This window comes from Streptomyces sp. 8N706 (assembly GCF_052245415.1).
GTDB lineage: Bacteria > Actinomycetota > Actinomycetes > Streptomycetales > Streptomycetaceae > Streptomyces.
Map to the genome: position 1 here is coordinate 88,702 of NZ_JBQQBW010000010.1, position 19,691 is coordinate 108,392.

At 72.3% G+C, this 19,691-nt stretch carries 18 protein-coding genes; 3 read left to right on the forward strand and 15 right to left on the reverse strand.

Annotated elements, in window-relative coordinates; all coding sequences use genetic code 11:
- The first annotated feature begins 133 nt into the window (after window positions 1–133).
- On the forward strand, window positions 134–994 hold the full coding sequence (locus ACTWQE_RS06720; RefSeq protein WP_443327874.1) for a 3-hydroxybutyryl-CoA dehydrogenase: 861 nt from the start codon (window positions 134–136) through the stop codon (window positions 992–994).
- Between the two features lie 527 nt (window positions 995–1,521).
- A complete protein-coding gene (locus tag ACTWQE_RS06725; protein WP_443327875.1) occupies window positions 1,522–1,779 on the forward strand; it encodes a hypothetical protein in 258 nt (85 codons plus the stop codon).
- Between the two features lie 465 nt (window positions 1,780–2,244).
- Here ACTWQE_RS06725 and ACTWQE_RS06730 read toward each other — a convergent pair whose 3' ends face one another.
- The 12 genes from ACTWQE_RS06730 to infC all read right to left on the reverse strand — a co-directional run bounded on the left by ACTWQE_RS06730 (window position 2,245) and on the right by infC (window position 15,842).
- The gene (locus ACTWQE_RS06730) at window positions 2,245–2,775 is read right to left on the reverse strand and encodes an NUDIX domain-containing protein (protein ID WP_443327876.1); all 531 of its coding nucleotides are present in this window, start codon (window positions 2,773–2,775) and stop codon (window positions 2,245–2,247) included.
- Window positions 2,776–2,839: 64 nt separating this feature from the next.
- The gene (locus ACTWQE_RS06735) at window positions 2,840–4,177 is read right to left on the reverse strand and encodes a transcriptional regulator (protein WP_443327877.1); all 1,338 of its coding nucleotides are present in this window, start codon (window positions 4,175–4,177) and stop codon (window positions 2,840–2,842) included.
- A gap of 193 nt (window positions 4,178–4,370) precedes the next feature.
- Window positions 4,371–5,030, reverse strand: a complete 660-nt coding sequence (locus tag ACTWQE_RS06740) for a hypothetical protein (RefSeq protein ID WP_443327878.1) — start codon at window positions 5,028–5,030, stop codon at window positions 4,371–4,373.
- A gap of 355 nt (window positions 5,031–5,385) precedes the next feature.
- Entirely contained in the window at window positions 5,386–6,630 is a 1,245-nt protein-coding gene (locus ACTWQE_RS06745) for a PP2C family protein-serine/threonine phosphatase (RefSeq protein ID WP_443327879.1), read from the reverse strand.
- A 235-nt stretch (window positions 6,631–6,865) separates the two neighbouring features.
- Window positions 6,866–7,660: an Fpg/Nei family DNA glycosylase gene (locus ACTWQE_RS06750; RefSeq protein WP_443327880.1), complete on the reverse strand. Its 795-nt coding sequence runs from the start codon at window positions 7,658–7,660 to the stop codon at window positions 6,866–6,868.
- 438 nt (window positions 7,661–8,098) lie between these two features.
- Window positions 8,099–10,624, reverse strand: a complete 2,526-nt coding sequence (gene pheT, locus ACTWQE_RS06755; protein ID WP_443327881.1) for a phenylalanine--tRNA ligase subunit beta — start codon at window positions 10,622–10,624, stop codon at window positions 8,099–8,101.
- On the reverse strand, window positions 10,624–11,757 hold the full coding sequence (pheS, locus tag ACTWQE_RS06760; RefSeq protein WP_443327882.1) for a phenylalanine--tRNA ligase subunit alpha: 1,134 nt from the start codon (window positions 11,755–11,757) through the stop codon (window positions 10,624–10,626). Before pheS ends, pheT begins: the two co-directional genes overlap by 1 nt.
- 174 nt (window positions 11,758–11,931) lie before the next feature.
- Window positions 11,932–13,110: a sensor histidine kinase gene (locus ACTWQE_RS06765; RefSeq protein WP_443327883.1), complete on the reverse strand. Its 1,179-nt coding sequence runs from the start codon at window positions 13,108–13,110 to the stop codon at window positions 11,932–11,934.
- A 40-nt stretch (window positions 13,111–13,150) separates the two neighbouring features.
- Complete coding sequence (locus ACTWQE_RS06770) at window positions 13,151–14,005, reverse strand: TrmH family RNA methyltransferase (protein ID WP_443327884.1); 855 nt, start codon at window positions 14,003–14,005, stop codon at window positions 13,151–13,153.
- Window positions 14,006–14,382: 377 nt separating this feature from the next.
- Window positions 14,383–14,766, reverse strand: coding sequence for a 50S ribosomal protein L20 (rplT, locus tag ACTWQE_RS06775; protein WP_016642495.1), 384 nt, complete (start codon window positions 14,764–14,766; stop codon window positions 14,383–14,385).
- A gap of 115 nt (window positions 14,767–14,881) precedes the next feature.
- Window positions 14,882–15,076 carry a 50S ribosomal protein L35 gene (gene rpmI, locus ACTWQE_RS06780; RefSeq protein WP_014175142.1) on the reverse strand — a complete coding sequence of 65 codons (195 nt, stop codon included), beginning with the start codon at window positions 15,074–15,076 and terminating at the stop codon, window positions 14,882–14,884.
- Window positions 15,077–15,203: 127 nt separating this feature from the next.
- On the reverse strand, window positions 15,204–15,842 hold the full coding sequence (gene infC / locus ACTWQE_RS06785) for a translation initiation factor IF-3 (RefSeq protein ID WP_443327893.1): 639 nt from the start codon (window positions 15,840–15,842) through the stop codon (window positions 15,204–15,206).
- 360 nt (window positions 15,843–16,202) lie between these two features.
- Here infC and ACTWQE_RS06790 point away from each other — a divergent pair, with 360 nt between their 5' ends.
- The gene (locus ACTWQE_RS06790; protein WP_443327885.1) at window positions 16,203–16,586 is read left to right on the forward strand and encodes a DUF1844 domain-containing protein; all 384 of its coding nucleotides are present in this window, start codon (window positions 16,203–16,205) and stop codon (window positions 16,584–16,586) included.
- A 426-nt stretch (window positions 16,587–17,012) separates the two neighbouring features.
- Here ACTWQE_RS06790 and ACTWQE_RS06795 read toward each other — a convergent pair whose 3' ends face one another.
- The 3 genes from ACTWQE_RS06795 to mycP form a co-directional block, all read right to left on the reverse strand.
- The gene (locus ACTWQE_RS06795) at window positions 17,013–17,774 is read right to left on the reverse strand and encodes an MIP family channel protein (protein ID WP_443327886.1); all 762 of its coding nucleotides are present in this window, start codon (window positions 17,772–17,774) and stop codon (window positions 17,013–17,015) included.
- Between the two features lie 57 nt (window positions 17,775–17,831).
- Window positions 17,832–18,572 (reverse strand): SseB family protein, encoded by a 741-nt coding sequence (locus ACTWQE_RS06800; RefSeq protein WP_443327887.1) that lies wholly within the window; start codon window positions 18,570–18,572, stop codon window positions 17,832–17,834.
- A gap of 22 nt (window positions 18,573–18,594) precedes the next feature.
- A partial coding sequence (mycP, locus tag ACTWQE_RS06805) for a type VII secretion-associated serine protease mycosin (RefSeq protein ID WP_443327888.1) occupies window positions 18,595–19,691 on the reverse strand: 1,097 nt, incomplete at its 5' end.

A 19,691-nucleotide genomic window follows, 5' to 3' on the forward strand; every position in this document is an offset into this window, starting at 1 on the left:
CCTGCCCCGGCCCCCTCGGCACAGGAGGGCGCAGAGTAACGTCTGAGGCCGAGGCGGGCGCCCGGTCCCCTGACCGACCGTCGGGGACGTACGGCCGCCTCGCCGGCCGAAGAAGATCAGCGAAAGGCACGATGTGACCGACATCCAACGCGTCGGAGTGGTGGGCTGCGGCCAGATGGGCGCGGGCATCGCGGAGGTCTGCGCCCGTTCCGGCCTGGAGGTCATGGTCGCGGAGACCACCGGTGAGGCCCTGGAGATCGGCCGTACCCGTCTGACGAACTCCCTCGGCAAGGCCGCGGAGCGCGGCAAGATCACCGAGGATGAGCGGGACGCGGCGCTCGACCTGCTGAGCTTCACGACCGACCTGGGGGAGTTCGCCGACCGGGATCTGGTCATCGAGGCCGTTGTCGAGAACGAGCAGGTCAAGACCGAGATCTTCCAGGTCCTCGACCAGGTCGTGACCCGGCACGACGCGATACTCGCCTCCAACACCTCCTCCATCCCGCTGGTCAAGCTGGCCGTCGCGACCTCCCGCCCCGACCAGGTCATCGGCATCCACTTCTTCAACCCGGCGCCCGTACAGAGGCTGGTCGAGCTGATCCCGGCCCTCACCACGAGCGACGAGACCATCAAGCGGGCCGAGGAGCTCGTCACCGGAGTGCTGGGCAAGCACGCGATTCACGCCCAGGACCGGTCCGGCTTCGTCGTCAACGCGCTCCTCATCCCCTATCTGCTCTCCGCGATCCGCATGTTCGAGTCGGGCATCGCGAGCCGTGAGGACATCGACAACGGCATGGAACTGGGCTGCGCCCACCCCATGGGCCCGCTGAAGCTCTCGGACCTGATCGGTCTGGACACCGTCGCCTCCGTCGCCCAGTCGATGTACGAGGAGTTCAAGGAGCCGCTGTACGCCGCTCCGCCGCTGCTCCAGCGGATGGTGGACGCGGGCCGTCTCGGCCGCAAGACCGGCTCCGGCTTCTATCTGTACGACTGACCGTCCGCGACAAGCCGCCTCTCCGGCGAAGCTCTGTCCCCGCGCGGCGTGACGAGCAGGCACCGCCCGGTCTTCCGCGCCTCTGCGCCTCCCTGGGCTCCCGCCTCCGTGGACCGCATCGCCGTGGATCCGCGCCTCTGCGGCTCCCTGGATCCGTGGCGCGCCTCTGCGGCTCCCTGGATCCGCACCTCTGTGCCTCCGTGCCCACAGGGCGCCGCCCCGTTCGCCATGACCGTACGAACGGGGCGGTGGGCCGCTGGGCTCGGGGCAGACCCGCGGCCCGGTTCCGAGGTGGCTCCCGGAGTCGCATGAAGAGTCAACCACTGCGCTGAGCGGACCGGCAGCGTGTGCGGCCCGGCGGCGCGGGTGCAGGTTTCACACGGGGCGCGCGGCGGATGCCCGCATATTCCTCCCGCACACTCTCCCGCCCCGTCCGGCCCGGTTGTTGACTCGGGATCGTACGGCTGACAGGCGGGCCGCGCCCCTGGAAGCGGCCGCGTGGAGACGACTCCTGCTGAGGAGCGGACGTGACCACCGAACCCGAGCAAGCCGTGGTAGCCGCGGAGTTCGCAGAGCTTCGCCGCATCCTTGATGTGGGCCTCGCCCGCATCGACGGCCAACTCGCCCTTCTCGCCCAGCGGAACGATCAGACGGATCGGGACCTGGCCGAACTGGCCGTACGGGTCGCCGCGTTGGAGCACAGCCGCTGGCCGCTACCGTCCGTTGCCGCGCTCACCGGCGTGTGTGCACTCGCCGTCACCGCCTGGCAGGCCACCGGCCACTGAGGGCAGCGGCGGGGCCCTGTCCGAGCAATCCCGGCCCGGCCCCCGGCCACGCCCCTCCGCCATGCGTTCGCCGCCGCCCCTGCTTCCGCGGCGCGGCCGGGGCGCCCCCGAACGAAGCCCGGGGACCGCCGTGGCCCGGCCCCGCCGGGTACAGCGCTCCGCCGCGGACGGAACCTGGTGCCGCGCCGGCCAAGGTTTGCCCAGTGGCGAGGTGGCCTGGTGCATCGGCCGCAAGGCGCCCGATGGGCCTCTGGGCCCCCATGCCGACGGCCGGCGGAGGGCCTGCTCGGCCGATCGGGCACCGCGGATGGGGCCCTCCGCCGGCCTCCGGCCGGAGGACCCCCAACCCAGCGGTAGCTGGGGAAGTGCGTGCCGGACGTCGCGGACCTGGGGCACTCCCCCAGCCTTCGGCCGGGGGCACCCCCACCCGGACGGAGTCCGGGTGCGGGACTGTTGAAACGCGCCCTAGCCCAGGCGGAGATGGTGCAGAAGCAGCAGGGCCGCGGCCATGTTCGCGGCGGGGACCTCCCCCCGCGCGACCATGTCCGGGACCAGCTTGAGCGGCACCCATTCGCGGCGGTCGGACTCGAAGTCGTCCTCCGGGTACCCGACATAGGTGGCCTCGTCGGACCAGTAGATGTGGTGCCGGGCGTCGGTGAGCCCGTTCGAGGGCTCGACGGTCAGCAGGCGGCGCAGCCTGCCGGGCCGCCAGCCGGTCTCCTCCTCCATCTCCCGGGCCGCGGCGGCCGCGATGTCCTCGCCGTCCTCGACGACGCCCGCCGCGAGCTCCCATCCCCAGGTGCCGGTGATGAAACGGTGCCGCCACAGCAGGAGCACCTCGTTGGCGTCGTTGACCGCCGTGGCCACCGCGACGGGCCGCAGCCGGATCACGAAGTGGTCGAGGTGCCGTCCGTCGGGGAGTTCGACATCGGCGAGGTTGACCCGGAACCAGCGGTTCTCGTACACGGTCTGCTCCCTGAGGTTCTTCCATCGCACGCGTCCGCCACCTTCCGCCGTGTGGATGGCAACATTCGCAAGTTCTCAGCGGGAGAGCGAGCGCTCACAGGGGAACGCGCAGCGCACCGTCGATCCGCTCGGCCGCCTCGGACGTCGCCGCGCACTTGCTGGCGACGAGGTGTTCCCGTACGGCACGGAGCCGGTCCCGCAGCCGCTGGGACTCCATACCGCGGGCCTGTTCGGTCATCTCCACCGCGGTGGCCACCGCCCGGTCGGCCTCTCCCTGACGCAGCTCGATATGGGTGAGCATGGCCAGGCGGTGGACCCGGCCCCGGTCGTGGGCGGGGGTGCCGACGGCGGCCGCGGCGTGCTCGCGAGCGGCCCGCAGGTCACCGAGGCTGAACAGGGCCTCCGCCACCTGCACATTGACCAGTCCGGGCTGCACATAACCGGTCTCGGCGGGCTCCTGTCCGCGGCGGATACGGCCGGCCGACGTCTCCGCGCTCCGGATGCAGGACAGTGCACTCGCCCCGTCGCCGAGCCGCGCGTACGACTTCGCCTGCATCGCGTACAGATCCGAGGCCAGGGCGGGGGTGATGTGCGGGCCCGCGGAGCGCAGCGCGGACTCAGCGAAGGCGACGGCCTGCCGGAACTCGCCCATGAACAGGCACTGGTTGACCAACAGGGCGATGACGTAGGCGCCGAGGCCGCGGTCGCCGCTGGCCTTGGCGAGCCGCAGCGCCTGGTGGAAGTACCGCTGTGCCAGGCCGTGGGCGTCCGAGTCGTACGCGCAGATACCGGCCACGGCCACCAGCCCGCCGGTGGCGCGGTGCAGCTGGCGTCCGGCGGCGTCGGTGTAGCTGCCCCGCAGCAGCGGTGCCGTCTCCGAGTTGAGGAAGCCCACGATACGAGCCCTGGTCGCGATCCCGCCGGCCTTGCGGTACATCTGCTCGTAGTGGGCGCGGGCGGCCCGCAGCATGTCGATGTCGGCCATGCCGACGCAGGTCTGGCCGCTGCGGGAGACATCGGCGTCCTCAGGTGGGTTCTCCCACTCCCACACGGGGATCACGGCCGGTGTGCCGGTCAGCGCCGGCGCCCCCACCACATGCGGACGCTGCTGTTCGTCGGAGCGCCAGAGCGCGGTGGCCCGGTCGACGAAGCCCGACAACGGGGTGCTCGGGGTGTGGCCGCTCCCGGCGGTGCCGAGCCCGATGTCGTCGAGGGTCAGCGCACGGTGCAGCCGCTCGCCGAGGACTTCGCAGATCAGGTCGGGGACGCGACCGCGGGGGCGCTGCCCCTTGAGCCAGCGGGCCACCGCGGTGTGTTCATAGCGCAGTGCCATACCGCGGGCGCGCCCCGCCTCGTTGATGTGGGCGGCCAGCCCGGCGTGGGAGATACCTGCTTCGTCGAGGACGGCGTCGAGCAGGGTGTTGGGCTCCATGGTGCCCTCCGGGTGTGCTCGGTGAGCTCAGCGTAGTGGAACCGTACGCACACGGGGTGTGAACCGGCCGCCCGGGAGCGCGAGTTCGGACTCCCCGATCCCGGGTGCACGCCCGCTCACACGGATGCCCGTACGCGGCCCCCGCCCCGGTCCGATGCCCGTACGACGCCGCCCCGCCCACCCGGTCCGGGACTCACCGATGCCCGTACGCGGCCCCGCCCACCCCGCTCGGGTGGGGCAGCAGCACGGTGCGGTGTGCGTACCCCCCGGCCGTCTCGGCTGATCGGCAGGCGGCGACGACGGGGGTACCCGCCTCGGCGACACGGCGGAGACCGGCCCAGACCCGGCGGCGCCCGGCGGCGTCGAGACCTTCGTCGGCGGACGCGACCAGGACTACGGCGGGCCGGTGCACCAGCGCGAGCGCGAGGGCCAGCAGCAACTGCTCGGCGGGGCCCAGATCTTCGTACCGGGCATGACGGAACAGATCCCCCGGCACGGCCCCCGTGGCCGTCTCCGTCACGGTCAGTCCGACGGCGGCCAGGGTTCGGAGCATCGCTTCGCCTCGGATACGCCTGCCGCGCCGGGCGCCCGCAAGGAGGTCGCCGACTCGGCGGTACGGGTCCGGGGCGCCGGCTCCTCGGGCCCGGACGTGCGCGGGCCGGCGGCCGACGGCCGGCCGGGCGGCGAGGGCACGCAGCAGGGAAGCGCGGGCGGAATCGTCCGGCCCGATCACGGCGAGGAGTTCGCTCCCGGGCGCCTTCGGTGCGGCGGGGTGCACAGGGCCGCGGGAGGGGTGCGGAGGAGTGCCGTCCGCGGTGAGGGACGTCCCGCGTCCGGTCGTCGCTGCGGCCATGTCTGCCCTCTCCTCGCCTGGGCGGTCGGGGCCCTACATCTACCAATCGCGAGAGGAAACGGCGCTGCGGCACTCCGTGCCGTGCACGCGACGCGCCCGGTCGGCGGCGGGGCGGGAGCGGCGGCGTACCGCGTACGGCACCCCGGTCCGGCAGGGCGACTCGCGCGGACCTGAGCGCCCATGTGTGTGTCCGGGCGGGGTCTGGTGTGTCCGGCGGCCTGGTGTGTCCGGGCGGCCTCGTGTCCATGCGGCCTGGTGTGTCCGTGCGGGAGCTGGTGTGTCCCTGGCCGGTCGTCCCGGGCGGGGATGCAGCGGGTCGCCTCCGCGGCGACACGGCCGTGGGCGGCCGGGGCCGCTACGGGACAGCCTCGGCGTCGGCCACCGACGCGGCGGTCGACGCGGCCGGTACGCGGTCACGGTCGTTGCGCAGCACCATCAGCGCGACATCGTCCGTGAGGCGGCCGCCGCTGTGCCGGAGCAGGGCGGCGTGCACACCGTCGACCACCGAGCGCGGGACGATCCCGGAGGCGCCGTCGGTGCCGCCCGCACCGCCGCCCTCAGCCGCGGCCACCAGAGCGTGGTGCAGGGGAAAGAAGTTCCCCGACGCGTCGCGGGCGTCCTCCGCACCGTCGGTGTGCACCACGAGTGTGTCGCCGGGCCCCATCCAGGGCCAGTGGAGCTCCGGCAGCTCCGTGGGCAGCGGGAAGGGCCCGAGCGGAGGCAGCGGTTCGCAGCCCCCCAACCGTACGGCCCGCACCCGGCCCGCCGCGCTCCGGGTCAGCAGATACGGCCATGGGTGACCGCAGTTGAGTGCCGTCACACCCCCGTGTTCGCTCACCTCCAGCAGGAGTACGGTGACGAACTCCTCGGCGAGCCGGCTGTCCTGGTCCGCCTCGTCCGCCCCCGGCCGCTCCGCACGCTCCCGCAGATGCCGCTCCATCGCGCGATCCAACCGCCGCAGCACGCCGGGGAGTTCCGGCTCGTCATGGGCCGCATCCCGGAAGCTGCCGAGCAGGGCCGCGACCGCGCCGATGGCGGCGAGACCGTGACCGCGTACGTCCCCGATGACGATACGGACGCCGTGCCGCGTGGCCAGGGCCTCGTAGAGATCGCCGCCCACCAGGGCCGCCCGGGTCGCGGAGAGGTGACCGGCGGCCACCGTCAGGCCTGCGAGCCGCGGCGGGAGCGGGCGCAGCAGCACCTGTTGGGCGGCGGTGGCGACCTCGCGGCTCCGCTCCAGCTCCCGTAGGAGACGTATTCTGCGGCCCGTCGTCAGATAGCTGGCCGCGACGACAGCCAAGATCGCACAGCAGGTGCCGACCCGGGGTCCGATGCTGTTCTCCGGCTCGACGGCGCTCAGTGGGATCAGGGCGAGGGCCGCGCAGACCCCGCCCAGGACCACACAGGGGCGACGGCCACTGCCCGCGCAGGCAATGGCGGGGGCGGCGGCCAGCAGCTGGACGGCCTGCGCGCCGCTCGGCCGGAACAGCTCCCAGGCCACAACCCCGAGAACCCAGAAGCCGGGAAGGGCGAAGACGAAACAGCGCCAGACCCATGACACACCTCGCGATGCCCTACCCCACCCCCTGGTACGGATCATGCACGCGGCCTCCCCTGGCAGGCTCTGTGGGCGGTCGTTCAGTTCCGGGCGGGACCGTACGGCGGTCATACGCCATGCGGCGGCCATGGGAGCCTTGACGACCGGCTCGATTCTGACAACTGTGCGCACTGGAGTAAGCACTATCCGTCGATATCCCACCCGATCGGGTGACGCCGCTCTTGCGCGATCGCTTATCGCGCATCGGCCCGGACGGGTCCCACGAGGCCGTGGACCGTCATGCGCTGTCCGGCGGCGGCTGGCAGCGAGGACACCACACCGTACGGCGACCGCCTACCCGGCTGTGGCGCAGCGCGGTCCCGCAACGGGGGCACGTCGCGTCGGGGTCGTCGCGCCGACCGGTGAGCCAGGACGGTCGTGGCGGCACCCTCCCCACTTTCACCGAGGCCCTCAGCACACGACGCATCTCGGTATGGATGCTCCGGACCTCTTCGCCGGTGAGGTCGCGCACGGGCCGCGAGGGGTGCACGCGTGCCCGCCACAGGATCTCGTCGACAAGAAGGTTCCCGAGCCCCGCGATGACCGACTGCTCCATGAGCGCCGGTTTGATGCTCCCCCGCCGGCCGGAGATGCGTGCGCCGAACTCGGCGCGGTCCACGGTCAGCGCGTCCGGGCCCTGTTCGTCGAGGACCCGTTCAACGGTCTCGTCGCCGCCGAGCCAGATTCCCTGCAGCTTGCGCTGGTCCCGGTAGCGCAGCTGGTCGTCGTCCCGATCGAGGGTGAAGACCACCCGGTCGTGCGGATCGACCGGCTCGGACGCGGAGCAGCAGACCAGTTGCCCGGTCATCCCGAAGTGCAGCAGCAGGGTCGGACCGTCGGTGGGGGCGACCAGCCACTTGCCGTGGCGCTCGGGTTCGGTGAACCGGTGACCCTCCAGGTCGCGCTTCAGCCGCCCCGGGGTCACGCCGTGCAGTACCCCCGCGTCGGCCACATCGATCCGTTCGATACGGCGCCCCCGCGCGCAGGAGACCAGGGTTTCGCGGAACCCTTCGACATCCGGCAACTCCGGCATGGCATCCACCCGTGGCCGTGGGCCCGCGCTTTCTGTGACCCCTGTGTCTCCAGCGTCGCACGGGTCCTGACGCGGCGCGTCCGCGGCGCAGGGGCCTCGCGCGGCGCCGTCCGCGCCGCCGGGTGACCACCGCGGGAAGACGTGGTGGTGCGGCCGGGCACGAGCGGACGGTACAGGGGCCCGGAGCGGACGGCCGGATTGCTGCCGTCAGTTGGCGGCGAGGCTGCCCGCGCGGCGGTCATGAAGCGGTCCCTGTGCTCCTCGGGGTGCTCGTTCACCTCGTCGCCGCCGATATCCGCCACGGCGCATACACCGACGGGCCCGGCCGAGGACACGGGCTCCGCCAACGAAGTCGGCGGAGCAGCAGGGAGCGGGTGCACCCGGCGGCCGGGTGCACCCACTCCTCTCACATCACTGCGGGCCGCGGGCCGCGGGCCGCTACGCCCCGCGCAGCACCGCTCCCGTGCGCTCGGCCGCAGCCGCGACGGCGGCGTCGCGGGCTGCCGACGCCTCCTCCACGGTCAGCGTCCGGTCGGGGGCGCGGAACCGCAGCGCGTACGCCAGCGACTTGTTGCCCTCGCCGAGCTGCTCGCCGGTGAAGACGTCGAACAGCCGCAGCGACTCGAGGAGTTCACCGGCACCGGCTCGCAGGGCCGCCTCGACGTCGGCTGCCGGGACGCCGGCGTCCACCACCAGAGCGACGTCCTGGGTCGCCACCGGGAAGGTCGAGACGTGCGGGGCCTGGACGGGCCCGGCCGCCGCCCGCTCCAGACGGTCGAGCTCGATCTCCATCGCACTGGTGCGCTCCGGCAGGCCGAGTGCCTTGATGACCCGCGGGTGCAGCTCACCGGCGTGGCCGACGAGCACCTCCTCGCCGTCGACCACGGCCAGCAGAGCGGCGCAGCGGCCCGGGTGCCAGGGCGCGTGCTGGTCCTGGCGGACGATCAGCTCCACCCCGGCCTCGCGGGCGACGGTACGACCTGCCTCGACGGCGTCCGCCCAGGTCGCCGGGCGGGCCTCGGCCCACCAGCCCGCCTGTTCGCGGGCGCCGGCGAGGACGACGGCCACGCGCCGTGGCTGCGCGGGCAGCGCGGCGTTCAGCCGGGCGATCTCCTCGTCGGTCGGGCGGCGGTCGACGGGCGGCCGTACGGGCTCCGCCTCGTCGCCCGTCGGCCGGAAGACGAGTCCGGTCTCGAAGAGCGCGAGATCGTGCTCGCCGCGGCTGTGGTTGCGGTGCAGCGCGGCCAGCAGGCCGGGCAGCAGGGTGGTGCGCAGTGCGGGCTCGGTGTGCGAGAGCGGGTTGACCAGCCGTACGACATCACGGCGCGGGTCGTCCGCGTCGAGCCCGAGGTCGTCGAAGACCTGCTCGCCGATGAAGGGGTAGTTCGGCGCCTCGACGTACCCGGTGCCGGCGAGTGCACGGCCCACCCTGCGGTGCAGCCGCTGCCGCTCGGTCAGACCGCGGCCGGCGGGCGGCCGCGGCAGGGTCGACGGCAGGTTCTCGTACCCCTCCAGCCGGATGACCTCTTCGGCGAGGTCGTTCGGGTCGGTGAGGTCGGGCCGCCAGCTGGGCAAGGTGACGGTCAGCTCGTCCTGGCCGTAGACGTCGCAGCCGACCTGCTGGAGGCGGCGGACGACGGTCTCACGGCCGTAGCCGACGCCCGCGACGCGGTCCGGGTGGTCGGCGGGGATACGGATGGTGCGCGGCCCGCTGGGGGTGACGACCTCCGTGACACCGGCCTCGGCGGTGCCGCCCGCGAGCAGCACCAGCAGATCGACGGTCCGCTGGGCGGCCGCCGCGGCGGCCTGCGGGTCGACGCCCCGCTCGAAGCGCTTGGACGCCTCGGAGGACAGCTTGTGGCGACGGGAGGTGCGGGCGATCGCGATCGGGTCGAAGTGCGCGGCCTCGATGACGATCTCGGTGGTGCCCCTGGCCTCGCCGGTCCCGGGATCGACGACGGGCTCGGCGATCTCGGTGTTGGCCCCGCCCATGACGCCCGCGAGGCCGATGGGACCGGAGTTGTCGGTGATCACCAGGTCCTCGGGGTCGAGGACGCGCTGGGTGCCGTCGAGGGTGGTGAACTTCTCCCCCGGCGTGGCGCGGCGCACCCCGATCGGCCCGTCGACCCGGGAGCGGTCGTAGGCGTGCAGCGGCTGGCCGAGTTCGAGCATCACATAGTTGGTGATGTCGACCGCGAGCGAGACCGGGCGCATCCCGGCCTTCTGCAGCCGGCGCTGCAGCCAGATCGGGGAGCGCGCCTCCGGGTCGACGCCGGTGACCGTACGGGCGGTGAAGCGGTCGCAGCCCACAGGGTCGTCGATCTCGACCTGGTAGCCGTAGGAGTTGGGGGACGGCACGTCCAGCAGCGCCGGATCGCTGAGCGGCAGGCCGTACGCGGTGGCCGTCTCGCGCGCGACTCCCCGCAGGGACAGGCAGTAGCCGCGGTCGGGGGTGACGGCGATGTCGAGCACCTCGTCGTAGAGCTCGAGCAGCTCGATGGCGTCGGTGCCGGTCTCGTGCTCCGGAGGGAGCACGATGATGCCGTCGTGCTCGTCGGACATGCCCAGCTCGCTCGCGGAGCAGATCATGCCCTCGGAGGTCCTGCCGTAGGTCGTGCGCGCGGTGATCTGGAAGTCACCGGGCAGCACGGCGCCGGGCAGCACGACGACGACCTTGTCGCCCACCCGGAAGTTACTGGCACCGCAGATGATGTTCTGCGGCTCGCCGGTGCCATTGGCCTGGCCGACATCCACCTGGCAGTAGCGGATCGGCTTCTTGAACTCCGTCAGCTCCTCGATGGCCAGCACCTTGCCGACCACCAGGGGGCCCTTGAGGCCGGTGCCGAGCTGCTCGACCCTCTCGACCTCGAGCCCCGCGGAAACGAGCTTGGCCTGTACGTCACGACCGGTCTCACCGGCCGGCAGGTCGACGTACTCCCGCAGCCAGGAAAGCGGGACCCGCATCAGATCTCCATCCCGAAAGGCCGGGTGAAGCGAACGTCACCCTCGACCATGTCTCGCATGTCCTCGACGTTGTGGCGGAACATCAGCATCCGCTCGATGCCGAACCCGAAGGCGAATCCGCTGTACTTCTCCGGGTCGATACCGGCGGCGATCAGGACCCGCGGGTTGACCATGCCGCAGCCGCCCAGTTCGATCCAGCCCTCGCTGCCGCAGGTGCGGCACGGGCGGTCCGGGTCGCCGACCGACGCGCCCCGGCACACGTAGCACTCCATGTCCATCTCGGCGGACGGCTCGGTGAAGGGGAAGAAGTTCGGCCGCAGCCGGGTGCTCATGTCCTCGCCGAAGAGCGCCCGCACCATGTGGTCCAGGGTGCCCTTGAGGTCCGCCATGGTCAGGCCCTCGTCGATGGCGAGCAGCTCGACTTGGTGGAAGACGGGGGTGTGGGTGGCGTCCAGCTCGTCGGTGCGGAACACCCGTCCGGGGCAGATCACATAGACGGGCGGCTCACGGTCGAGCATGGAGCGGACCTGCACCGGCGAGGTGTGGGTGCGCAGCACGACACCGGACTCCTCCCCCGTGTCCTTCGAGCCGTCGGGGCCCTGGACGAAGAAGGTGTCCTGCATGGCGCGGGCAGGGTGGTCCGGCGGGAAGTTCAGCGCGTCGAAGTTGAACCACTCCGCCTCGACCTCGGGGCCCTCGGCGACCTCGTAGCCCATGGCCACGAAGATGTCCTCGATGCGCTCGGAGAGGGTGGTCAGCGGGTGCCGGGCGCCGGCGGGGGTGCGGTCGTACGGCAGCGTGACGTCCACCGCCTCCTCGACCAGCACGCGTGCGTCGCGCTCCGCCTCCAGCTCCTCCTGGCGGGCCTTGAGCGCTCGGTTGACCTCGCCGCGGGCGCCTCCGACGCGCTTGCCCGCGTCCGCCTTGGCGTGCGGCGGAAGCGCTCCGATCTCCCGGTTGGCCAGGGCCAGCGGGGACCGGTCGCCGCTGTGGGCGACCTTCGCTTCGTGCAGGGCTTCGAGGTCGCCGGCCGCCGAGATGGCGGCGAGCGCCTCGTCGCGCATACGGGCGATCTCTTCCGGTTTCAGTGCCTCGACCTCGACAGGGTCGTACGACTTATTGGGTGCCGACATCTCTTCCCATGTTTCCGAATTGGCTGGATGGCGCTGCCCACGCTCGGTGGCAAGGCGGCCGAGGCTGCCAAAGGTGCCAAAGGCCGAGTCTACGGGGCGCGAGGTGCGTGTGCCCCCACCGGAGGCCCGGGGGGAACCGGCGGGGATCTCGCGGGGAAGAAGCCCGCGGGCCGCTCAGGCCATGAAGGCCGGGGCGCCCACGGGCAACGTAAATCGGAACTGGGCGCCGCCGCCGGGGGCCCGGCCGACCTCGATCACACCGCCGTGCGCTTCCACGATGCCCTTGACGATGTACAGCCCCAGGCCGGTGCCGCCGCGCTTGCTGCCCCGCCAGAAGCGGGTGAAGACGCGGCTCATCGACTCCTCGGGGATGCCGGGGCCCTCGTCGCTCACGGTGACGGCCGTTCCTTCTTCCTGAATACGGGTGGGGGCGGGTGCCACCTCGATGGTGACGGTTCCCTCGCCGTGCCGCACCGCATTTTCCAGCAGATTGCCCAGCACCTGGTCGACTTTGTCGGGATCCGCCCACAGCTCGGGGAGCGGGCTCACGGTCCGGACGTCGAAGCGGTCGTCGGGCTGTCCGGTGCCGGTGAGCGAGGCCACATGGCGCTGTACGGCCGCCACCATGTCCACGGGCTGGCGGCGGAGCTCCAAGCGGCCGGAGTCGATGCGGGAGATGTCGAGCAGCTCGGCAATGAGCCGGGTGACGCGGTTGGCGTCGGCGTCGACGGTCTCCAGCATCAGTTTCTTCTGGTCGTCGGTGAACCGCTCCCACTTGGCGAGCAGCGTCGCGGTGAAGCCCTTCACCGAGGTCAGCGGGGAGCGCAGCTCATGGGCGACGGTGGCGATCAGCTCGGCGTGGCTGCGCTCGGTGCGGCGGCGCGCCTCGGTGCCACGGAGGGTGATGACCAGCCGGTGGACGGGCCCGGTGGGACTGCGGCGTACATAGCGGGCGGAGACCAGCACCTCACGGCCGCCGGGCAGCAGCAGATTGCGCTCCGGCTGTCCGACGCGGGTGGCGAGCCCGCCGTACGGGTCGGTCACGGTCCACCAGCGGCGGCCTTCCAGATCCTCCAGGGGCAGCGCGCGCTCGAACCGGCGGCCGATCGCCTCGGCGGGGCTGAGCGCGGTGATACGGGCGGCCGCGGCGTTGAAGCAGAGGATCCGGCCGGTCTCGTCCGCGACGACGAGACCGTCGGGCAGATCGTCGGGGTCCAGGCCGAGTTCGGGAAGGGCGGTTCGGGGAGTGCCCGGTGCTGGAAGACCGGGTTCGGGAAGGCCGGGTTCAGGACCGGACGGAGAGTCGGATGCACTCCGGTTCCGGGCGCACTCGGCCGAAGTCCTGGCATCCATCCCCGCACCCCCCTTTCGGGCCCCCCGCGGCGCAACCCTACTAGCTCGGGGTGACGGAGCGGCACCCTCCGGCTGCACGCTGCGCACGAGCGGATGCATAGAGGCACACGGCGGCGGCCGTTGCGAGGTTGAGGCTTTCGGCCTTGCCGTGAATGGGCACGCGCACCACCGTGTCCGCGAGTGCGCGGGTCTCCTCCGGGAGCCCCCACGCCTCGTTGCCGAAGATCCAGGCGGTGGGACGGCCCAGGACGCCTTCGTCGAGCTCGGTGTCGAGGTCGCGCTCGCCCGCGCCGTCGGCGGCGACGATCCGTACGCCGGCCTTCTGGAGGCCCTGAACGGCCTGCTCGACGGGCACCCCCACCGCGACGGGAAGGTGGAACAGGCTGCCGACCGAGGCCCGTACGGCCTTGGGGTTGTAGAGGTCGACGGACGCGTCGGTGAGGACGACGGCGTCGGCCCCCGCGGCGTCGGCGCAGCGCAGCACGGTTCCGGCGTTGCCGGGATCCCGGACGTTGGCCAGGACGGCGACGAGCCGCGGGCGGGCGGCGAGGATCTCGTCGAAGGGCTGGTCGAGGAAGCGGCAGACCCCGACCAGGCCCTGTGGCGTCACGGTCTGCGAGAGGTCGGCGACGACATCGTCCCCCGCGGTGTGAACGCGCGCTCCGGCGTCCCGGGCGGCCTCGATGATGCCCGCGTGCCGGTCGGCGGCCTCGGCGGTGGCGAAGAGCTCGGTCAGGGTGGGCTCGCCGCCACCGCGGTGCAATGCCGCCTCGCGTACGGCCTGTGGTCCTTCGGCGATGAACCGGCGCTCCTTCACCCGGAAGTTGCGCCGGGCCAGCCGGCGGGCGGCGGCGACGCGGGAGGAACGCGGGGAGATCGGCTCGGCAGGGCCCATGGGCGGCGGCTCACTTCTTCGGACAGCTCGGGGACGGGTCTTCGGTCGGGGACGGGTCTTCGGTCGGCTCGGGGGCGGGCCGGGACGCGTCGGGAACGGACGGACGCATACGGCCTCGGCGCGGACGCGTACTCACCGGCGCGGACGCGTACGGTCACGGTCACGTACGCAGCGTACGGACGACGCCCGGACACGCACGCCTGCGGACGCGGGCGCATACGGACGGATGGGGCTCGGACGGGACGGGCGCGGGCCATACGGATGCGGGCGCGGACGCGTACCGGACGGGCGCGGACGCGTACCGGACGGGCGCAGACAGCGACGGACCCGCAGACCGGGAGGCCTGCGGGTCCGCTGAACGCTGTCGGATCGCCGGGTCAGGCGGCCTTCGGCGCGTTGACGTCGCTCGGCAGCGCCTTCTGGGCCACCTCGACGAGCGCGGCGAAGGCGTTGGCGTCGTTGACCGCCAGCTCCGCGAGGATCTTGCGGTCCACCTCGATGTTGGCGGCCTTCAGACCCTGAATGAAGCGGTTGTAGGTGATGCCGTTGGCGCGGGCAGCGGCGTTGATCCGCTGGATCCACAGCTGACGGAAGTCGCCCTTGCGCTTCTTGCGGTCGTTGTAGTTGTAGACCAGGGAGTGGGTGACCTGCTCCTTGGCCTTGCGGTACAGGCGGGAACGCTGGCCGCGGTAGCCGCTGGCCTGCTCGAGGATCGCCCGGCGCTTCTTGTGAGCGTTGACTGCCCGCTTGACGCGTGCCACTTGTTAACTCCTTGTACGGGGCCGCGGGTGAGTCACACGACCCGGAATCGGATAGGTCCCGGTGTACGGCGTACGCCCCGGTCTGCGACGTCGTGCGACGCCCGGGGCGGGTACGTCACTTGCCGAGAAGCTTCTTGATCTTCTTGGCGTCGGCCGGGGCCATCTCGGTCTTGCCGGCAAGGCGGCGCGTCAGCGTGGACGGCTTGTGCTCGAGAAGGTGGCGGCGACCGGCGCGCTGGCGCATCACCTTGCCGGAGCCGGTGAGCTTGAAGCGCTTGCTGGCACCACTGTGCGTCTTGTTCTTCGGCATGTCGCCGTTCTCTCCTCGTCGGTGGCGCTTCCGGTTCAGCAAGCCGGTGAAACCGGCATACGGAAGCGTCAGCTGTTTCGGTTGGTGTCCGGGGCCGGAGCCCCGTCTTTCCCGGAGGGAACCGGGATCACGCCTCGACGTGCTCCTCGGCCGCCTCGGCGGGGGCGCCGCTGCGCTCCGCCTTGCGGGCGGCCTGCGCCTCACGGGCTTCGGCCATCGCCTCGGTCTTCTTCTTGTGCGGGCCGAGGACCATGATCATGTTTCGGCCGTCCTGCTTCGGGTTGGACTCGACGAAGCCGAGGTCCTGGACGTCCTCCGCCAAACGCTGCAGCAGTCGGTAGCCCAGCTCGGGGCGGGACTGCTCGCGGCCACGGAACATGATCGTGATCTTGACCTTGTCGCCCTGCTTGAGGAACCGGACGACGTGACCCTTTTTGGTGTCGTAGTCGTGCGGGTCGATCTTCGGCCGGAGCTTCATCTCCTTGATGACCGTGTGCGCCTGGTTTTTGCGCGCCTCACGTGCCTTCATGGCCGACTCGTACTTGAACTTCCCGTAGTCCATGAGCTTGCACACCGGCGGACGGGCGTTCGCCGCCACCTCGACCAGGTCGAGGTCGTACTCCTGCGCAAGCTCCAGTGCCTTGGCAAGCGGCACGATGCCGACCTGCTCGCCACTGGGACCGACGAGTCGCACCTCGGGGACTCGGATCCGGTCGTTGATGCGGGGCTCGGCGCTGATGGGGCCTCCTCGGTTGCACCACGCGATTGCCTGGCGGACAACCGCGTCACGTCTGTATCTGTCGACCCCTGCCCCGGACGCGGAAAACGCCCCGAACGGGACACAGGCGGAGCTCCTCGCGAACCGGGAACACCGCCGCGGCTCACCGCGGGGCGCATCGGGCAGCTCCGCGTCGTCCGTACGGAACGACGGGCGCTGCCTGACCGGTGACCCACCGATCCGTGGGATCGGTCAGGTGGGAGTTCGGAGCCTCCACTTGCGGGCCGGGCACAGGCGTGTCCGGCCGGTCAATCAACAAGCATACCAGCGTCCGGGCCAGGTCCCCACCCGTGTGGACGGGGCCATAGGCTGAGGTCAACCGTCCAGCCGAAAGTGAAGCCTGAAGCCATGAGTGACGCCACCCCGCAGCAGCCGACGCCCGAGCCCCAGGGGCAGGCGCCCGATTTCGACACGATGACCCGCGATATCGCGGACGTGCCCGCGGTCGAGGTCATCACGACGGTCGCCGTGCACCTGATGAGCGCGGCCGCGGTGAATCTGGGGCTGGCCGAGGACGGCTCCGACCACAAGGACCTGGACGAGGCGCGCAAGCTGATCACTGCGCTGGCCGGTCTGGTCACCGCGAGCGCGACCGAGGTCGGCTCGTACCACGCCTCGCCGCTGCGCGACGGACTGAAGTCGCTCCAGCTGGCCTTCCGGGAGGCGTCCGTGGTGCCGGACGAGCCGGGCCAGGGTCCGGGCGAGAAGTTCACCGGCCCCGTCTACGGCTGACGCCCCGACCAGGCGGTCCCGTTACGGGTCGTGTCCAGACCGTCCCGTTACGGGCGATGCCCCGGCCCGGTCGTCCCGTACGGGCGATGCCCCGGCCTGACGTTCTCGTTACGAGTGGTGCCCTGACCGGCGGCCCCGTCTACGCCTGACGCCCTGACGGAGCGGTCCCGTCACGGGTGATGCCCCCGGGCCCGGCGGCCCGACCACGGCCGAACGCCCCGGACCGACGCCCCGTCCACCGCGCACTCCCCGGACCGTCGGCCCCGTCCACCGCGCACGCCCCGGCCCAGGAGTCCACCGCCTACGGCTGAGGCCTGCCCGGCGACACCGTCTCGGCTGACGATCGCCCGGGCTGTCGGCCCGTTCGCGCTCGAACGGAGTCGAGGGCGTCGGCGCCGAGAACGGAACGGAGCGGCGGTCCCTCCGTCACTCGGATACGTCCGTAGTGGCGGCCCGGGTGACCCCGAGCGGCCCGGCCGGGTGCGTGAGGCCGTACACGAGCGCGGCGAGCGCCCCGCCGACCAGCGGCGCGATGAGGAACAGCCAGATCTGCGCCATCGCGTCCGCGCCGGCGAAGAGCGCGGGGGCGAGGCTGCGCGCCGGGTTGACCGAGGTGCCCGTCAGCGGGATCCCCACCAGGTTGACCACGGCCAGGCTCAGACCGATCGGCAGACCGGCCAGACCGATCACCACCAGATCACGGGTCACGGCCAGATAGACATAGACCAGCAGAAACGTCAGCACGATCTCGGCGAGGAACGCGCCGAAGATATTGACCCCCACGGCCGAGCGGTATCCGTAGCCGTTGCTGCCGAACCCGCCGGTCGTCTCCAGCCCCGGTACTTGTTCGGCCAGCAGGAACAGCAGGGCCGCTCCGACGACAGCGCCGATCAGCTGCGCGACCACGTACTCCAGCGCCGTACGGGGCGTGATGCGCTTGGCCAGCAGCATGCCCAGGGTGACCGCCGGGTTCAGATGACAGCCCGAGACCGGGCCGAAGGTGTAGGCGAGCGCGAGCAGGACGAAGCCGAACGTCAGGGCGATGCCGACCGTGCCGACGTACTCGGCGCCGAGGACCGCCGAACCGACGGCGAAGAACACGAGCAGCAGGGTTCCGAGGAACTCCGCCACGACCGTGGGCGTGGCGACCGAGCGCAGGCCGAGTCCGCGCGTCGTCGTCTCAGCCATCTCGCCCTCCTAGCAAAGATCACACAGCCTCTCTGCATTGTGAGGCGGATCAGGGCACTACGCCTGCCGGACGAAGAGCGGCTCACCCGGGATCGCGGCCTCCGCGGGAAGCAGCGCCAGATCCAGACCACGCACCAGCCGGGCCCGCAGCACCGCGTCGCCGGCCAGTGCGGTCGCCACGCGCCGGGCCACCTCGCGGGCGGGGACCTCGGGTGCGAGAGCCAGGGCCAGCGTGCCGTCGGCCTCCCCGCCGGCGGCCAGATGGGCTCGCACCACGCCGGGTTCGCCGGCGAGAACGGCCCGTACGGCTTCGGCGACGGCCGGGTCGGCCAGCGGATCGGCGCTCTCCCGGCCCTCCGCGAGGGCGAGCAGCGCGGGGCCGGTCAGCTGATAGGGCACGGGACCGGCGAGGTCCAGGACGATGGTGTCGGCCTGTTCGTGGGCGGCGGCCTGGAGCGTCCGGTGCAGCGGTACGGCCACGGGGCGGGCCTCGGGGTCCCAGCGGGCCAGGGACTCCGAGGAGGTGAAGGCCGGAAGGGCCCGGCGGCCTCCGGGCCCCTTCAGGGTCGGCACCGCCATATCGCTGGTCTTCTCACGGCGCAGTCCGTCCGGCCCGGTCTCCGTCTCGCCGAGGACGGCGACCACGGGCACCAGCAGCCTGGCGCCGGGGAGGGCCGAGAGCACCTGGGGCTCGGCGGCACGGTCGTCGGCGTAGGCGGCGAGTGCGGCCGCGAGCCGGGGGTCGGCAGAGCCGTCGTCATCGGAGAAGCCGGAGTCCGGGATGTTCTTGAGCGCCACGCCCCGAGGGTATCGGCCGGGGTCAGTGGGGCCGTACGGGCGTCCCGCGGCGGCCGGTGCGCCAGAGGGCCACGGCAGTGGCCAGGAGGACGGCGCCGGCTCCGGCCGCGACGGGAGCCAGGGCATCCGTCGCACCGTCCTCGGCCCGCTCCTCGTCGGGCCCCGCGCCGAAGTAGCGCTGCTCGTAGGGGGCCGGGGACGGCCGCTGGGGCCGGGGCGTGAGCCTGCCGCCGGCCCGGATCGCCGCCGCGGCGTCGACCAGTCCCGCACCACGGTCGTCGCTGCGGCCGCCCTCCGGGCTGTCCCGCGCGGTGTCGGCGAGCAGCTTCTTGATCTGAACAGGGCTCAGATCGGGGTGTGCGGAACGGACCAGGGCGACCGCACCGGAGACGAAGGCGGCGGCCGCGCTGGTGCCCCAGCCCTCGTAGTAGTGGCGGTCGGGGTCGGCGATGACCACGTCGACCCCGGGAGCGCAGACCGTGGCGTACCAGCGGCGGGTGGAGAAAGGGGCCCGGCTGCCGTAGCGGTCGACGGCGGTCACGGCGATCACACCGGGGTAGGCGGCCGGGTACGAGACATGGTCGCCCTCCTCTCCGCCGTTGCCCGCCGAGGCGACCACGACAGCGCCCTTGCTCAGGGCGTACTGGACCGCGGCGTCCTCCCGCGCCTCCGGGTGGGCGGACTTGCTGTCGTCGCCGAGGGAGAGGTTGATCACGTCGGCGCCGTGGTCGGCGGCCCAGCGGATGCCCTCGGCCAGCGCGTTGCCACGGGCACCGCGGGCCTTCTTCCGCGCCGGGTCGGCGTCCTCGAGGATCACCCGGACGGGCAGGATCTTCGCGGCGGGGGCGACGCCGAGCACACCGTCCTCACGGCCGGGGCCGTGGCCGCGGCCCGCGACGATCCCGGCCATGGCGGTGCCATGCCGCGCCCAGGCCCGGTCGCCGCGGCCCGCTCCGAAGCCGATCAGGTCCTTGCCGGTGAGGACCTGGCCCGCGAGGTCCGGGTGCTGGTCGTCGACCCCGGTGTCGAGGATGGCGACGGTGACGCCGTCGCCACGGGTGGTACGCCAGGCGTCCTCGACGCGGATGGCGTCGAGGGCCCACTCCTGGGCCCGTATCC

Coding starts and splice junctions, on each gene's coding strand:
- pheT (WP_443327881.1), bottom strand. CDS start 10,624: ATGCGGGTCCCGCTTTCCTGGCTGCGGGAGTACGTCGACCTGCCGGCC.
- ACTWQE_RS06740 (WP_443327878.1), bottom strand. CDS start 5,030: ATGGCCGCAGCGACGACCGGACGCGGGACGTCCCTCACCGCGGACGGC.
- ACTWQE_RS06790 (WP_443327885.1), top strand. CDS start 16,203: ATGAGTGACGCCACCCCGCAGCAGCCGACGCCCGAGCCCCAGGGGCAG.
- ACTWQE_RS06770 (WP_443327884.1), bottom strand. CDS start 14,005: ATGGGCCCTGCCGAGCCGATCTCCCCGCGTTCCTCCCGCGTCGCCGCC.
- pheS (WP_443327882.1), bottom strand. CDS start 11,757: ATGTCGGCACCCAATAAGTCGTACGACCCTGTCGAGGTCGAGGCACTG.
- ACTWQE_RS06765 (WP_443327883.1), bottom strand. CDS start 13,110: ATGGATGCCAGGACTTCGGCCGAGTGCGCCCGGAACCGGAGTGCATCC.
- ACTWQE_RS06735 (WP_443327877.1), bottom strand. CDS start 4,177: ATGGAGCCCAACACCCTGCTCGACGCCGTCCTCGACGAAGCAGGTATC.
- ACTWQE_RS06745 (WP_443327879.1), bottom strand. CDS start 6,630: ATGATCCGTACCAGGGGGTGGGGTAGGGCATCGCGAGGTGTGTCATGG.
- ACTWQE_RS06795 (WP_443327886.1), bottom strand. CDS start 17,774: ATGGCTGAGACGACGACGCGCGGACTCGGCCTGCGCTCGGTCGCCACG.
- ACTWQE_RS06750 (WP_443327880.1), bottom strand. CDS start 7,660: ATGCCGGAGTTGCCGGATGTCGAAGGGTTCCGCGAAACCCTGGTCTCC.
- rpmI (WP_014175142.1), bottom strand. CDS start 15,076: ATGCCGAAGAACAAGACGCACAGTGGTGCCAGCAAGCGCTTCAAGCTC.